Here is a 17,060-nt window from a genome sequence, read left to right on the forward strand (position 1 = left end):
TAACTTGCCAAAGAGGGTGAATATAAATGTATTCGTTTGGCGATAATTATATTATTGTACTACCCCCTAAGTGGTACTCCTCCATTGTTAAAAGCCCCTCTTTTAATCGAGGGGCTTTTTTTGTGTTGGGGGGATTTGTTAAATGACTTATTTACAGGAGGTATATGGACTGCATTTAGATGGATTTGAATTTTTTATATTTCTGTCCAACCAAAAATATCAGCGGGGAACCTATAATGCTTGGAAGAAACCAAAAAATTAATGGGTGCCATTCATTCAAGATAGTTATATTGGATACATTTACTACAAGAATTGCAGTACAAATAGCGATATAGGAACCGAGCATCCCGCTAATATGAGATACAATCCAGTTTTTCCATTTCTTCTTACCAGCAAGATAGCCTATGAATGCGAAAGAATATGAAAATATCCCAATGAAAAATAAATATGCGCTGCTTTCCCAATTCAATATTGCCATTGTCAGGGATGTGACAAAGACTACAACATATGAACTGTGATAAATTTCACCGCAAATTGTATGCTTACCTCTTTTTTTCTTTGAAGACATAGCACCTATTCCACTAATAAGACATATTGCTCCAGCGAAAATATGAATGAACAGAATGATTTTAAAGATAAGCAACTTTCCCCTCGTTAAATATTCATTAATATTTATCTTTATTTTATCACAATTCAAATATTTACCATGGATAATTTGGAATACAATATGTGTTATTATGCAGCGCCTCAATCCTTTGGAAAGATGGATTCAGGCGCTGTATTCGTGGCGGATAGTTGTCAGTGAATCTGGTTTTTTAAGAGTTGAAAGGGCATGCCCGCTCAAATAAGCAGTATGCGTCGTCCTTTTTAAGGATAAAGGAGGACTTTACGTTTCATTTGAAGAATGTTTTGACGAATGGGGGTGGATTAATTGCGACAAGATATTGAACAGGATTTAACTAAAGAGGATATTTTTAGAATGATTGTTAAGCACCTTGATGTATTTCCATTGACTAGTCTAGAGGCAATCAGAGAAGTGATCAGAAGTTCATTAAATCAAAGAGGCTTGATAGGGGGGATGACCAAACAAACAGGAGCCGCTTCTTTAACATTTAACCGGAAAATATCAGACCAGGATATACAGTTATTAAATGATTGTATTTGTGACCTTTTATATAGCCGCGTTATCCAACCTGGTATTAATGATGATAATCTGGATTTACCATGGATTCATGTTGCTGATAAAGAGAAACTTAAAACATATCTAAAATGAAAAGTAAGTATTTCCTTTGAAAATTTTGACTTTATCATTCGTGAAATAAACAATGCTATTGATTGTCCTCTTCAACTAAAGGGCAGCGTTCCTGTAAGAATATAAATGGTTTTTCTTGAACGCCCATTCAGTTCCGAGCACCTGGAATAGGAACAATTGTAAAGGATTTTAGATTCTAAAAAAAGTAAGTGACTCGAAAAGGAAAAACCCTTTTTGAGTCACTCTAATTTTGTCAGCAATTTATACCGCGAAAGAACGCTTAATGTTAAAAATCCAGTAAATTGCGGTCACTTAACCATGATTGGACACAATCCACAAACTTTTTAGTGGCAGGTGACATGTTTGGTTTTACAGCAAGGCCTATAAAGCGAAAAGATTCAATTTCTAAATTAAGAATACCAATATTGGCAGGAATGCCCGACAAAGTCATTTCAGGTCTAATACTAATGCCTAAATTATTTTGTACCATTGCAAAGATCGCCTGATCATCTGATACCTCAAATATTACGTTAGGCTTTATATTATTCTTTTTAAAAATTTGCTCTATCTCATTTCCCCAGCTTTTTTTTGGCATAATCAAAGGCTCAGTTTCAATTTGTTCAAAAGAAATAGTATTTGATGTATGAAGAGGATGCTGATCTGACAGGATACAAAGCATTTTATCCTTTTTTAAAGGAAGAAATTCCAACGATTTTGTGATAGGTGAGGTGAGAAACCCACAATCTATTCCTCCGGTTGAAACCTCATTTTCTATGGTAAGGTAATCACCCTCAAATAACTTTACGATGATTCCAGGATGGGCATCTTGAAACTTTTTAATAATAAAAGGCAGCCATTGTGTAGCAACACTTGTAAATGTACCTATCCTGACTACCCCTGTTTCTATACCATTTATTTCTGCAGCTTCTTGTTTCATTTTATCGTTTAGGATTAGAATATCCCGAATATATTCAAGCATCCGTTCACCATTGCTTGTTAAAAAAATCCCCGCTTTCCCTCGGGTAAGTAAAGAAAAACCTAATTCGTTTTCCAAACTAGAAATCGCATGGCTGATACTCGATTGTGTTAAATTTAAAAGTTTTGCAGCTCCTGTCAGACTTCCCGATTCCACAACAGCATTAAAGGCTTCAAACCGATTAAGTGTCATTTAATTCTCCTTCATCTATCGAATTAATTCATGTTTACTATTATAAACATTCATTTTACTAATTCATATGGATTTCTTATACTAAAGGTAATCAATTTTACTTGGATGAAAATTCTACTATGTAAGGTAAAATATAAAAGACCTATTTCGTTAAAATAATTTTAAAATAATTGTAAGCGCTTTAAATTTAGGTCTATATCAGAGAATAATATTTTGTTTTTTATACTGATTTGATGGATGCTCTCCTTTCGAAAATATATAAATATTGATTAATAAGGGTTTATGCCTCTTCTATGATTGCTCAATTAGATTTTTGAAAAAATAGTGTCAGAAAATCTGACAAGAATATTGATGGAAGTTTAATTTTCAGAATATAATGTTTTTAAGGTTAAGAAGAGATAATATTGTGTTACGTTTCATCCAACTTTTTATGCTAATTATTCAAAGTGTCGGAGGAATACTGAAAGGTTTTTTTAGACAACTTCAGTGAGGGGAAAAGAATGGTTATTGCTGGTTTAAAACTAAAGGGGGAAGTTGTCAATGAACTTTGAAGTTAAATTATCAGTAAAGGAAATTTTACAAAATAAACACTTTGCAAGTGCTAAGGTTTTGGCTGGAAAAGGAGGACTTGATCGGCTTGTTCGATGGGTCCATGTTATGGAGGTCGATTCAATTGAAAGCCTCTTGAATGGGAATGAATTGATTCTTTCTACAGGGGTTGGATGGAAAGGAGGTGAATATACTTTTACTTCATTAATTCAACAATCCATTGATGCTAACGCAGCTGGTCTTTGTATTGAGTTAGGAACGTACATCTCCGAGATACCAGAAGCCGCTTTACAACTAGCCAATACATATGACTTTCCCTTAATCGTTTTTCAGAAAAAAGTTCGCTTTATTGACATTACACAGGAATTACATAGCCTCTTGATTAAAAAGCATTATAGAATTTTGACTGATTTAGAAGATTACTCCAATAGGTTAAACCAGCTTCTTCTTTCGTCAAACCCACAACAAAGAATTCTCCAGTTAATACATGAACATTTAAAATTAACAGTTTTATACATTACCACTCAAGGTAAAATTGAAATTATTTCTAAGAAGGAAAGAGCAGAGGAAGAGAAAATAATACAATTGTTTAAAAGTAACAACATATCAAAACATATGAGTGTTGCACATCAATCTGTACAGGCTTTAAACCAAACTTTTGCTGATCTCTTTGTTTTTTCGGAATCGGGTTCCATAACAGAATTTGAATCCCTCATTCTAGATCGCAGTGCTATAGCATTAGCACAAAGCCTTTTGCGTGAATTATATATTGAAGAACAGAGAAAAACTAAAGAAGCGGAATGGGTACGGCGTTGGCTTGAAGGGGAAAATAGCGCTGAACAGATTCAAAAATATCTTTCAGAGCTTGAACCTAATCTCAAATCCAATACTTACACGGTTTTACTTTGTAAAGCAGATAACATAGAAAAAGTAAGTTCAGAATTTAACTATATAAAAATCTACTGTCGTTCAATGTTTCAGCAAAAAGGTATATTTTTATTGACTGATATAGGGAAAAATCAAATTATTTTTATCCTTATAAACAAATGGAAGAATGAAGATTTCAAGCGCAGAATACAAGAAGGAATAGAAGGTTTAAAGGATTCGGATTTTTTAAAAAAATATAAATTTTCCGATTTCGGTTTTAGCGTCGGTAAATTTGTTACTAATCTAAACGAAGTAAGAAACAGTTATACTTCAGCAAAAGAGACTATGAATATTCGAGAAAAAATACCCAATGAATTAAACAGTATTTTTTATGAGGATTTATATATTTTTCGGATGGTATTAGCTGCTCATGATCAAGGAATCCTTAACGAATTCATCGCAGATTATATAGGTCCAGTTTTATCACAAGATCAGCAGAATAGTGGAGAATTACTAAAAACATTAAAAACATACTTACAATGTAAAGGTGCAAAAAAAGAAACCGCCGAACAGCTTCACATTGTTCGTCAAACCCTGTATCATCGACTCGAAAAACTATATGATTTAATTGGAAGAAATTTCATGGATCCATATAAACGTCAAGCCATAGAAGTTGCCATTTCAGCTTATGAATATATTTCTGCTTCTCAGTCTAAGTCTGAATATGAAAATACTACGTTTCCGCGGGTGGTTAACCGATTGTATTAAACTAAGGTCTTTTGTATTATTTGGAAGCAAGAAAACCTATAACATGGTAGCACTCTTTACCCTTATATTTTTTTGAGCAATGCTGAAGAGGATATAAAACGCTAAGAATCTATTTCATCATTTAGATACAAATTATAGATGTTTAAACAACTAAGTGAATGATACCTCTAAAAGAATGAGTTCTAATAGCAGCAAAGACAGACTGTTTAGTTTTTGTATCTTTTTAAAAAAGAAGGATTGCGAGAACATATACAGTTTACCAATCTGTAAATTAAGAATCTAGGTAAAAGGGGTGTGCGTTTTTGGAGAATTTAGTAAATTGGCTGAATGGATATGTATGGAGTCCATTACTTGTATATGGGTTTTTAGGAATGGGGCTGCTTTTTTCTATCTCCACCCGTTTTGTCCAAATAAGGTTTATAAAAGACATGATAAAGCTGTCCTTTGAAGGAGGAGATTCAAAAGCCGGCGTTTCGTCTTTTCAAGCACTGGCGATGTCATTGGGCAGCCGGGTTGGCACCGGGAATATAGCAGGTGTGGCTACCGCCATTGCCTTGGGAGGACCCGGGGCGGTTTTTTGGATGTGGGTTACTGCATTCTTGGGCAGTGCTACTTCGTTTATCGAAATCACGCTTACTCAGATCTACAAAAGGAAGATCGATGGACAGTACCGGGGCGGGACACCTTATTACATTGAAAAAGGGCTGAAGCTCAGGAAGTTTGCCATTTTCTCTGCCGTTCTCACCTTAATTGTGATGAGCTGTTTATGGCCAGGTGTTCAGGCTAATACAGTAGCGCTCACGATGAACAGTGCTTTTGGAATACCCCCTGTGGTAACTGGGATCGGTATCATTTTGATGCTAGGGTTTATCATTTTTGGCGGCGTTAAGCGGATTGCCAAAACCGCACAATTCATGGTTCCGATTATGGCTCTTGGCTATATCATCGTTTGTATCATCGTTTTAAGCTTAAACTATTCGCAAATTCCTAATGTGATTTCGCTGATTTTCACCAGTGCTTTTAATTTAAATTCCACTTTTGGCGGATTGATGGGTTCTGCAATTGCATGGGGGGTACAAAGGGGCGTTTATTCGAGTGGAGCTGGTCTAGGTAGTGAAACGTTTGAATCAGGTGCAGCAGAAGTATCCCATCCAGCAAAACAAGGTTTGGTTCAAGCCTTCTCTGTTTACATTGATACCTTACTTATCTGTTCTGCGACAGCATTCATGATTATAATCACAGGAATGTACAATGTGGCACCGGAAGGGATGGCCCCTATTGTGAATAAGGTTGGAGACGTGGAGCCATCTGTTTATACACAGCTCGCTGTTGATTCTGTTTTGCCGCAATTCGGCGCGGGTTTCCTGGCAGTTTCCTTATTCTTTTTCTGTTTTACCACGCTGCTGTCTTATTATTACAAAGCAGAAACAAACCTTGCTTTTCTGACACGAAGCCAAAAACTAAAGTCTAGTTGGCCAAACCATGTCTTAAAAGTTGTCCTATTGATCACTTCATTTTACGGAAGTGTGAAAACAGCAGCTGTTGTGTGGGCAATGGGTGATCTAGGGATGGGGGCCATGGCCTGGGTAAACCTTAGTGTTATTTTTCTTCTAATCAAGCCGGCATTACGGGTGTTAAAAGATTATGAAATGCAGAAAAAAGCAGGAAAAGATCCTGTTTTTAACCCGGCAGAGTTAGGAATCAAAGACGCCGAATTTTGGGAAGAAAAGTATAAAGAAACGCAAGGAAATAAGCCAGTGGAAAGGGAAACTCTATCTATCTGAAAAGTGAACGGCAGTAAAAGCTTTTAATGAAGAGATTATGGTTTAACAGTTTAATTTAAGCGCTATACAGACAGACCTATTGCATTTATCTTCAATCCTCTCCAAAAGTGAAATTTTTAGGGAGAGGATTGTTTTGTGTTTAACGGTTAAAAGATAAAAAGGACCTCTCTTTATAAGCAAATGAAGTATCTTCATTTTATAGAATACTAATCGGAAAGGGATAAGTGTATGTTTTTAAAAGAATTCACAAAAAGTCATTTAATCACCATTAACTATTATGAGGACGGTGTGTTACAAACACGTAAGGGTCGTGTTTACAATCTTGATCCATACGAACAAACCGTTTCTTTAAAAGATGAAAACCAACAGGTCTACGCCATTCGTTTGTCTGGTATTAGGAGTATTTGTTAATTATTATGCTTTTAACAATTAGTGCGGTTAAAAACAGTATATAGAAGAAACTTGGTTGGAGAGGCATCATTTTAATATTGATAGGGTTAAAACAAAAGATATTATTGTGGTGTAAACCTACAGTAGAAGCTGATTTAATTAAAGTCTATCAAGCCGATTTATCCGCTTCCAATGAATCGTAGCCCGGTATTTCATTCGGGCTTTTCAAAAATTCGCTTCGAAAACGAAATGGTTTTCTCTTCAGGCAAAAGCTCCTGAGCTGGCAATAAGGATATCTCGAATCTATTAGTCTCCATCATGCATTCGAGCTTGCGAAGCAAGCTTAACTAGCTGATGTTGTACCGTATCAAGATAAGGGATGCTCTATCAAAATCTTTGATTTAGGTAAGAGGTTGATAGGGCTGGCATTTCATAGCTGTAATTTTATATACGAATACATCTCTGAATTAGACCAGTAGATAAATATTTTATGCCTTCTAAATGGCCAAAACGCTTACTGAAATCCTTAAAAGGGTTTCTTTTTTTATGACAACTTGTAAATAATTTTATCTACTCGTATTCATGATGCAGAAAAAAATGACAGAATATGTTACACCTTGTCTAATGGTCTGTATTTATATAACCAATATAATGAACTCAAGGTATTGCTAAGTTTTCATAAAATAGGAGGTTTTTATAGTGGAATTAACGATTGAAGTTCAAATGCTAAAGAACTATATTGGTGGACAATGGGTGGAATCGGCAAGTGAGCAAGTTGAGGAAGTACCAAATCCAGCAACTGGAGAAATCATTGCCCGCATTCCAATTTCTACTCGTGAAGAATTAAACCAAGCGGTTTTAGCTGCTAAGGAAGCTTTTAAAAAATGGAGAAAAGTTGCTGTGCCTCGACGTGCTCGAATTTTGTTCCGTTATCAACAATTATTAGTAGAGAATTGGGAAGAGTTAGCAAAAATTATTACCCTGGAAAACGGAAAAAGTTATGCCGAAGCTTACGGAGAAGTACAACGGGGGATTGAATGCGTGGAATTTGCCGCAGGTGCCCCTACTTTAATGATGGGAGATCAACTTCCCGATATTGCTACTGGTGTTGAGTCAGGCATGTATCGCTATCCAATTGGTGTTATTGGTGGAATCACACCTTTTAATTTTCCGATGATGGTTCCGTGCTGGATGTTCCCACTTGCCATTGCATGTGGAAACACTTTTGTATTGAAGCCATCTGAAAGAACACCATTGTTGGCTAATCGTTTAGCTGAATTATTTAAAGAAGCAGGACTCCCAGATGGGGTATTAAATATTGTCCATGGGGCACATGAAGTGGTTAATGGCATTTTGGATAATGAGGATATAAAAGCAGTATCTTTTGTAGGTTCCCAGCCTGTGGCTGAGTATATATACAAAACTGCAGCAGCTAACGGTAAACGTGTACAAGCTCTGGCAGGAGCAAAAAACCACTCAATCGTCATGCCTGATGCAAATCTGGACAACGCTGTAACGAATATTACCGGTGCTGCTTTTGGATCTGCAGGCGAGCGTTGTATGGCGGCTTCAGTCGTAGTTGCAGTTGGAGATGTTGCGGACGAATTAATCGATCGGCTTAAAAAAGCAGCTGATGAAATTAAAATAGGAAACGGGATGGATGAAGGTGTGTTTCTTGGCCCTGTTATTCGTGAATCCCATAAAGAACGTACGCTCAGTTACATAGAAAGTGGCAAGGCGGAAGGTGCTTCCTTAATTCGTGATGGGAGAAACGATGAAGGGAATGAGCAGGGATACTTTGTTGGACCTACGATTTTTGACAATGTGCGAACAGGAATGAAAATCTGGCAGGACGAAATTTTTGCTCCGGTACTTTCGATTGTCCGAGTGGACAGTTTAGAAGAAGCCATTGAACTGACAAACAAGTCTGAGTTCGCAAATGGCGCATGTTTATATACAGACAGTGCAAAAGCCATTCGTGAATTCCGTGAAGAAATTGATGCAGGCATGCTGGGCGTTAATCTTGGGGTTCCGGCTCCTATGGCGTTCTTCCCGTTCTCAGGATATAAAAAATCCTTCTACGGCGATCTTCATGCAAATGGAAAAGACGGAGTAGAATTCTACACTCGCAAGAAAATGCTTACTGCCCGTTACTAAAAACTGATTTAAAATCATAAAAGAATGGAACGGAGAGCTGATAATGATGCAAGTGACAGAACAAACACAAAACCTGCAAAAAACAGATGAAAAATACCTTTGGCATGCGATGAAGGGAGCGGCTTCTAATCCGGCAAATATAATTGCCACCAGTGCAGAAGGAGCTTGGGTGACGGATATTGACGGCAACCGTTATTTAGACGGTATGTCCGGCCTGTGGTGTGTAAATGTCGGATACGGCCGGAAAGAACTTGCCGAAGCGGCTTTTGAACAACTTCAGGAAATGCCCTATTTTCCTTTAACGCAAAGTCATGTTCCGGCTATTAAATTAGCAGAGAAATTGAATGAATGGCTTGGTGATGATTACGTTATTTTCTTTTCCAATAGCGGATCGGAAGCGAACGAAACGGCGTTTAAAATTGCCCGTCAATATCACCAGCAAAAAGGGGAGCAGGGGCGTTATAAGTTTATCTCACGCTATCGCGCTTATCATGGAAATTCTATGGGTGCTCTCGCGGCAACAGGTCAGGCGCAGCGAAAGTATAAATATGAGCCATTAGGGCAAGGTTTCTTGCATGTGGCACCGCCTGATACATATCGTAATCCAGAAGATGCTCATACACTGGCAAGTGCTGATGACATCGACCGTGTTATGACATGGGAGCTAAGCGAAACAGTTGCTGGTGTGATTATGGAACCGATCATCACTGGAGGTGGAATTTTAATGCCTCCAGATGGATACATGAAAAAAGTAAAAGAAATCTGTGAGAAGCATGGTGCGCTGCTTATTTGTGATGAAGTCATTTGCGGATTTGGACGGACAGGGAAAGCATTTGGGTTTATGAACTATGACGTCAAACCAGATATTATCACAATGGCAAAAGGCATAACCAGTGCGTATCTTCCTTTATCGGCAACAGCTGTAAAAAGAGAGATTTATGAAGCTTATACAGGCACAGATGATTATGACCGCTTCCGCCATGTAAACACGTTTGGAGGAAATCCAGCTGCCTGTGCCTTAGCTTTAAAAAACCTGGAAATCATGGAGAATGAAAAACTCATTGAACGTTCCAGAGAGTTAGGCGAAAGGCTGTTAAAGGAGCTGGAAGTATTAAAAAAGCATCCGAATGTGGGTGATGTACGCGGGAAAGGTCTTCTACTAGGAGTTGAACTGGTTGAAAATAAGGAAACAAAAGAGCCGGCTGGAGTCGAAAAATTGAATAAAGTGGTAAATCTTTGTAAGGAAAAAGGCTTGCTGGTAGGGAAAAATGGCGACACTGTTGCAGGGTATAACAATGTTTTGCAGCTTTCTCCTCCATTGAGCATTACGGAAGACGATTTTACATTTATAGTTAATACGTTAAGAGAAAGCATCTTTCAACTTTAATTAAGGGTAAGCTGATACCAGATAAAACGATGGGACTAGGCCCATCGTTTTATCTATATAAGCTGAGAATTAAGGAAAGAAGCGAAAAATAACTTCTAAAAGATGTTTATTCCAATTGAAGAATATGAACGGTTCGTTTTTCTCTCTTTTTATTATAAAAAGTAAGGTCATTTAGAATGAAATGGTGAGTGTTAGATGAATAAACTAAAAATCTTGACACAGTGTCTAATGTTAAAGTTTTGTGAATATTTTATTTTTAAATAAATGTTTCATTAATTTTAAATTTATGTGGAGGATGATGGAGCAAAAAAATAAGTGAAGAGGTGCTTGTTTGTGGAGAATTTAGTAAATTGGCTCAATGGATATGTGTGGAGTCCATTGCTTGTGTATGGGTTTTTAGGGCTGGGGCTGCTTTTTTCTATTTTTACACGATTTGTTCAGTTAAGGTTTGTGAAAGACATGATTAAGCTGTCCTTCGAAGGAGGAGATTCAAAAGCCGGCGTTACGTCTTTTCAGGCACTGGCTATGTCATTGGGCAGCCGGGTTGGCACCGGGAATATAGCAGGGGTGGCTACTGCCATCGCCTTGGGAGGGCCCGGAGCGGTTTTTTGGATGTGGGTTACCGCCTTTTTGGGCAGCGCCACTTCGTTCATCGAGATTACGCTAACTCAGATTTACAAAAGGAAGATCGATGGGCAGTACCGGGGCGGAACACCTTATTACATAGAAAAGGGACTGAAGCTCAGGAAGCTTGCCATTTTATCGGCCATTCTCACTTTAATTGTGATGAGCTGTTTATGGCCGGGTGTCCAGGCTAATACAGTGGCGTTATCAATGAACAGCGCTTTTGGAATGCCTCCTATGTTTACTGGCATCAGTATCATTGTGCTGCTGGGGTTTATCATTTTTGGCGGAGTTAAGCGGATTGCGAAAACCGCAGAAATCATGGTTCCGTTTATGGCGCTTGGCTATATTCTAGTTTGTATAATCGTGTTAAGTCTGAACTTTTCTCACATTCCCAATGTGCTTTCGTTGATTTTCACAAGTGCTTTTAATTTAAACTCCACTTTCGGCGGATTGATGGGTTCTGCGATAGCATGGGGCGTACAAAGAGGTGTTTATTCGAGTGGAGCTGGAATAGGCAGTGAAACGTTTGAATCAGGAGCAGCGGAAGTATCCCACCCAGCTAAACAAGGTCTGGTTCAAGTATTCTCTGTTTATATTAATACGTTATTTATCTGTTCTGCAACCGCATTCATGATTCTGATCACAGGGATGTACAATGTGGAACCGGAAGGGGCGGCCCCTATTGTGAATAAGATTGGAAACGTGGAGCCATCAGTGTATACACAGCTCGCTGTTGATTCTGTCCTGCCGCAATTTGGTGCGGGCTTCCTGGCGGTTTCCTTATTCTTTTTCTGTTTTACAACGCTGCTGTCTTATTATTACAAAGCAGAAACAAACCTTGCTTTTCTGACACAAAGCACAAAGTCTAGTTGGCCAAACCATGTCTTAAAAGTTGTCCTATTGATCACTTCATTTTACGGAAGTGTGAAAACAGCAGCTGTTGTGTGGGCAATGGGTGATTTGGGGATGGGTGCCATGGCCTGGGTAAACCTTGTTGCGATCTTTCTTCTGACCAAGCCGGCATTACGGGTGTTAAGAGATTATGAGGTGCAGAAAAAAGCAGGGAAAGACCCCGTTTTTAACCCGGCAAAGCTGGGAATCAAAGGTGCCGAATTTTGGGAGGAAAAATATAAAGAAACTCAGGACCCGGTTAGCAGATCTGATCAAAGAAAGCTGAGTTAATTCCAGATGCGTCCAAGAATTTGAGAAAGATATTTTACACACTGTCCAATGAAGAATATGACAATCTAATTTATCTTTAACTTATACAAAAGTAATAAAACATTTAATTTCATAGAAGAGGTGAATCTTGATGATTTTGGAAACAGCAGACATTGAATCCGTTTTAACTAGCAGCAACACTACTCAGAAAATGTATATTAACGGTGAATGGGTTCTAAGTGAATCAAATCAAACAAGTAAAATCGTTAACCCTGCAAATGGAGAGTTAATTGGAACAGTTACTGTTGGATCAGAAGAAGATGCTAAAAAAGCAATTGAGGCTGCACGAAATGCATTTTATGAAAATGGATGGATGAATAGCAGAGCTAGAGATCGTGCAGAACTTCTTCTCCAAATTTCAAATAAGCTGGAAGAAAGAAAAGAAGAATTTGCTTATTTAGAAACACTGAATAATGGAAAAACATTAAGGGAGTCACTGGGCGATGTTGAAGACGCAGTAAACCAATTACGTTACTATGCGGGATTAGCGACAAAACCACATGGACAAACTTATGATGTGCCGGATGACATTCAGGCAATGGTTGTTCGTGAACCAATCGGCGTGGTGGGAATAATTGTTCCCTGGAACTATCCATTAGTAATGGCAAACCAAAAAATTGCCGCAGCAATCGCTGCAGGCTGCTCAATAGTGGTGAAACCAGCAGAGATAACACCACTTTCTCTCATCCGCTTGTTTGAAATTATTGATGAGATTGGCTTTCCTCCTGGTGTTGTTAATCTAGTTTTAGGTTCTGGAAGCAAAGTAGGCGCAGAATTAGTTTCTAATCCAAATGTAGATAAAATCTCTTTTACTGGCGGTACTGATACAGGAATTAAACTGATGAAATCGGCAGCAGATACAGTGAAAAAGATTAGTTTGGAATTAGGAGGAAAATCTCCTAATATCGTCTTTGCTGATGCAGATTTTGATACAGCTGTTGATTATGCATTATACGCTATTTTTGCAAATCAGGGCCAGGTGTGTTCGGCGGGATCACGGTTACTATTAGAAGAGAGTCTATATGAAAAATTTGTACCTGAACTAGTTAGACGTGCCAAGATGATTAAAATAGGTCCAGGTTGGAAAGACGGTATTGAAATGGGACCTTTAGTATCAGAAGCCCATATGAACACCGTACTTAATTACATTGAAATTGGAAAAAATGAAGGAGCGACTCTGCTTTGTGGGGGCAATCGAATTATCGAAGGTGACTTTGGAAAAGGTTATTTTGTTGAACCGACTATCTTTGGAGATACGACCCCTGATATGCGTATTGTTCAGGAAGAGATTTTTGGCCCTGTGTTAGCCATTCAAACGTTTAAAACCGAAAAAGAAGCGATTGAATTAGCAAATGGTACAGTTTTTGGATTAGCAGGTGCTGCATTCACAAATGACGGTGCCAAAGCGCAGCGGGTCATTCGCCAATTACGTGCAGGAATTACATGGATCAATACGTATCACCCAACTTTTAACGAAGCGCCTTGGGGCGGGTATAAACAAAGCGGAATTGGAAGAGACTTGGGCACATATGGTTTTGAAGAATACCTTGAAACAAAGCAAATCAACATAAATTTTAAAGTGGAACCATCGGGATTCTTTGAGGGGCAATAAAAGGAGGGAGAGTAATTCTACTTGGAAAGGAGGCACATATATGAAAAGTTATGACGCCATTGTCATTGGAGCAGGAGTAATCGGATCTAGCGTAGCATATCATTTGGCAAAAAAGGGTCTTGAGGTTGCATTAATTGAAAAAGGCGGCGTTGCCTCAGGTACTTCCAGTAGATGTGACGCAGTGGCGCTAATTTGTGATAAAAAACCAGGTATTGATACCGAAATAGGGTATGCAAGTATCCAGCTTTTCAAACAATTGGCGAAAGAGTTTTCAGTGGATTTTGAATTTGCTTCACGAGGAAGTCTATATGTTTGTGAAACAGAGCAAGAGCTCGAAATTGCTAAAGGATATGTTTCTCAACAAGCAAAAGATGGTTATGATATGCGCATGGTCGATAGAAATGAATTGCAGCAAATTGAGCCCTATTTAGCCGACGACTTGGCAGGAGGGATATGGACAGAAGTTGATTCCTCTATGAATCCGTACAAACTATGTTATGCGTTTGTAGAAGAAGGAAGAAAGCTAGGATTGGAAGTTTATGACTATCACTCTGTTCAGAACATTACACTAGATGTCAAAGGACGAGTTGAAAGCGTAGTGACAGACCGGGGCACATTTAAAACAAACAGGATTGTAAACTGTGCCGGTGTATGGTCCCCTAAGATAGCAGAAATGGTAGGGGTTCACATACCGATTAGGCCAAGAAAAGGAATGGTGTTGATCTCTGAGAAAACGCCCTTCAAAGTAGCCAGCCAGAAAGTGCATGAATTCGGATATATGTTATCTAAATTCGAAGATATCCAGTTTAAAAGAAACGTAAGTGAATTAGTTGAAAAACATAATGTGGCTTTTACCATTGAACCGACTGACGCCAATAACTTCTTGGTTGGGGGCCACAGGGCCTTTAAAGGTTATAACATCAGTTCCGAAATCGAAGTTATGCACGCAATAGCAGAAAGGGCTATCCGATTTTTGCCGAAACTAAAGGAAATTAACTGTATAAGGGCTTATGCAGGAGTCAGACCTTGGGTTGAAGATCACCTTCCTATTGTATCTGAAGTAGAAGAAGTACCAGGGTTCTTTATTGCCAGCGGACATGAAGGAGACGGTATCAGCATGGCTCCTATTACAGGAAGAATGGTAACGCAGTTGATTGCAGGTGAGCAAACAGACTTTAACATTGATAAACTGAATTTTTCTAGATATAAGAAAGCCAACGCATTTTAATGACAAAAGGTAAATAAAAGTTCTGCATATAAGAAAACAGGAGGAATAAATTATGAGTATTGCGCCAAAAGGAATTTTTGTACCATTAATTACCCCGTTCAATGAAGATGAAACGATTGATTTTCAGTCTTATAAGAAAGTAATTGACTTTCAAGTCGAAAGCGGAGTCCATGGTCTTCTGGTTGGAGGCACAACAGGAGAATACCATGTTATGTCATTAGAGGAACGCAAAAGTTTAATCAAGGCTGGCTGTGAATATGCCGCAGGAAGAGTACCTGTGATGGCAGGTGTTGGATGCTCAACTGCCAAGGAAACAATCGAGCTTGCCAATTATGCTGCAGAATGCGGCGCTACATGGGGATTGGCTTTGCCTCCTTATTACCATAAAACAAGTGAAGAAGGAATTCGTGAATTTTTCAAGGAAGTGGCTGCAAAATCAAATGTCGGAATCGTCATTTACAATTATCCAGGAGCTACCAGCGTTACCATTTCGCCTGAAATGATTTATGAATTGAGTCAGGAAGAAAACATTGTAAGTGTCAAAGAATCTGCAGATTTTGGTCACTTGTGTAATGTTGTGGCTTTGACGAAGGATGTCGAAAACTTTACCGTATTTACCGGTGAGGAACACTTTATACTTCCTACCTTCTCTGTAGGAGGACAGGGTGCTTTTGGAATCCTCGTCAACTTGCTTCCTAAGGAACTTGTAGAGTTATACGAACTGGTCGTTGAGAAGAGCGATATAAATGCTGCACGTGATTTGAATCGGAAATTATCAGGTATTTATGGGTTAATGGAGGCGGATGGTAATCCTTATCCAGGTCCGGTAAAAGCAGGCATGGACTTGATCGGAATTAAAGGTGGAAATGTGAGAAAGCCTTTAACACAACCAACTGAAGAGATGAAAATAATGCTTAAAGAGGAACTGGTCAAGTTAGGATATGAAGTTAAAGCACTGACAGAAGCGTAATGTGAATAGAATAAGATTAAGAGCTTCAGAGAATACATTTGTATTCTCTGAAACTATAAGGAGGGACCGTAATTGACTACCAAATCATTGAACAATGAACGGGAGTATGGCTACTTGGAAAAGGAAAGCCAGATTATCACCATGAAAAAAGGGCAATATGTAGCGGGATATTCTGTTGGCATACTTTATTTAGATGAATGCTGGTATCCAGTTTTACCTGGAAATGTTGCAAACCTCTCTACCTACGACTTTCCTGTACGGCTAAAAGTAGTGCCCGATTGTAACCAAGAAAGAATCCATGCAGGTGATCCTACACTGCTGGATGACATTATAAAAGCAGCAAAAGAATTTGAAGCAGAAGGCGCTCGTGCCATATGTGCAGCATGTGGGTTTTTCGGAAACTTTCAAGACAAAGTAGCAGCAGCTGTTGATATCCCAGTTTATCTTTCAAGTGTTGTTCAAGTACCTTGGATAAAAACAGGATTAAAACCAAGTCAAAAAATAGGTATGTTGACAGCGGATGCGCATGGAATTACGCCCAATTTATTTAAAAGCTGTGGAATAGATGATCCTAACATTTGTGTAGTGAAAGATTTAGGGAGATTGCCGGAATTTTCAGCCATTATTGAAAGCAGAGGATCTTTTGATAACGAAAAAGTAAGAAGAGAAGTAGTGGAAGCTGCTGTTAAGATGGTAAATGAAAACCCGGATATTGGGGCCATTCTGCTTGAATGCAGTGATTTACCGCCATATGCAGCTGATATTCAAAGAGCCGTCAAGCTTCCGGTATTTGATTTCATTACGATGATCAAATGGGCTCATTTTGCTACCAGCCAAAAACCATATAATGGTTTTATCTGAAAAAATAAGCTAGAAAAACGTAGCATGTAAACATAAAAACATCCAGGCTTTTCAACATATCTTCTGATGTGCTGCCCTATACTGTGCGTATGAGACATCTAACGTTCTCTTCTGTGTAAAAATAGTTGGTTGCGCATCTATTTTTACACAAGAAGAATGTTGATGTCTTTTCTTCTAAATAATTGGACATTGCTAGAATCCTTTGATGAAAATTGCAGT

General features: G+C 38.4%; 13 protein-coding genes. 11 read left to right on the top strand and 2 right to left on the bottom strand.

What is annotated here, in order from left to right; all coding sequences use genetic code 11:
* Positions 1-175: 175 nt before the first annotated feature.
* Entirely contained in the window at positions 176-643 is a 468-nt protein-coding gene (locus J7E52_RS26885; protein ID WP_286197621.1) for a DUF2306 domain-containing protein, read from the bottom strand.
* 288 nt (positions 644-931) lie between these two features.
* Here J7E52_RS26885 and J7E52_RS09690 point away from each other — a divergent pair, with 288 nt between their 5' ends.
* Entirely contained in the window at positions 932-1,273 is a 342-nt protein-coding gene (locus J7E52_RS09690) for a hypothetical protein (RefSeq protein ID WP_214745351.1), read from the top strand.
* A 265-nt stretch (positions 1,274-1,538) separates the two neighbouring features.
* On the opposite strand, the gene J7E52_RS09695 is transcribed toward J7E52_RS09690, so the two are convergent.
* Positions 1,539-2,420: a LysR family transcriptional regulator gene (locus tag J7E52_RS09695; RefSeq protein ID WP_214745353.1), complete on the bottom strand. Its 882-nt coding sequence runs from the start codon at positions 2,418-2,420 to the stop codon at positions 1,539-1,541.
* A gap of 540 nt (positions 2,421-2,960) precedes the next feature.
* Here J7E52_RS09695 and J7E52_RS09700 point away from each other — a divergent pair.
* The 10 genes from J7E52_RS09700 (at position 2,961) to J7E52_RS09745 (ending at position 16,841) form a co-directional block, all read left to right on the top strand.
* The gene (locus J7E52_RS09700) at positions 2,961-4,604 is read left to right on the top strand and encodes a PucR family transcriptional regulator (RefSeq protein ID WP_214745355.1); all 1,644 of its coding nucleotides are present in this window, start codon (positions 2,961-2,963) and stop codon (positions 4,602-4,604) included.
* Between the two features lie 302 nt (positions 4,605-4,906).
* A complete protein-coding gene (locus J7E52_RS09705; RefSeq protein WP_214745357.1) occupies positions 4,907-6,388 on the top strand; it encodes an alanine/glycine:cation symporter family protein in 1,482 nt (493 codons plus the stop codon).
* Positions 6,389-6,616: 228 nt separating this feature from the next.
* Positions 6,617-6,799 (top strand): YolD-like family protein, encoded by a 183-nt coding sequence (locus J7E52_RS09710; RefSeq protein ID WP_214745359.1) that lies wholly within the window; start codon positions 6,617-6,619, stop codon positions 6,797-6,799.
* Positions 6,800-7,501: 702 nt separating this feature from the next.
* On the top strand, positions 7,502-8,935 hold the full coding sequence (locus J7E52_RS09715) for a CoA-acylating methylmalonate-semialdehyde dehydrogenase (protein WP_214745434.1): 1,434 nt from the start codon (positions 7,502-7,504) through the stop codon (positions 8,933-8,935).
* Positions 8,936-8,981: 46 nt separating this feature from the next.
* Entirely contained in the window at positions 8,982-10,322 is a 1,341-nt protein-coding gene (locus J7E52_RS09720; RefSeq protein ID WP_214745436.1) for an aspartate aminotransferase family protein, read from the top strand.
* A 333-nt stretch (positions 10,323-10,655) separates the two neighbouring features.
* Positions 10,656-12,131 carry an alanine/glycine:cation symporter family protein gene (locus tag J7E52_RS09725; protein WP_214745361.1) on the top strand — a complete coding sequence of 492 codons (1,476 nt, stop codon included), beginning with the start codon at positions 10,656-10,658 and terminating at the stop codon, positions 12,129-12,131.
* Positions 12,132-12,261: 130 nt separating this feature from the next.
* Positions 12,262-13,782, top strand: coding sequence for an aldehyde dehydrogenase family protein (locus J7E52_RS09730; RefSeq protein ID WP_214745438.1), 1,521 nt, complete (start codon positions 12,262-12,264; stop codon positions 13,780-13,782).
* A gap of 40 nt (positions 13,783-13,822) precedes the next feature.
* Positions 13,823-15,010, top strand: coding sequence for an NAD(P)/FAD-dependent oxidoreductase (locus J7E52_RS09735; RefSeq protein ID WP_214745363.1), 1,188 nt, complete (start codon positions 13,823-13,825; stop codon positions 15,008-15,010).
* Between the two features lie 52 nt (positions 15,011-15,062).
* Entirely contained in the window at positions 15,063-15,980 is a 918-nt protein-coding gene (gene dapA / locus J7E52_RS09740; protein WP_214745365.1) for a 4-hydroxy-tetrahydrodipicolinate synthase, read from the top strand.
* A gap of 114 nt (positions 15,981-16,094) precedes the next feature.
* Complete coding sequence (locus J7E52_RS09745) at positions 16,095-16,841, top strand: aspartate/glutamate racemase family protein (RefSeq protein WP_286197622.1); 747 nt, start codon at positions 16,095-16,097, stop codon at positions 16,839-16,841.
* Positions 16,842-17,060 lie beyond the last annotated feature (219 nt).

The organism is Bacillus sp. ISL-34 (genome assembly GCF_018613325.1).
GTDB lineage: Bacteria > Bacillota > Bacilli > Bacillales > DSM-1321 > Peribacillus.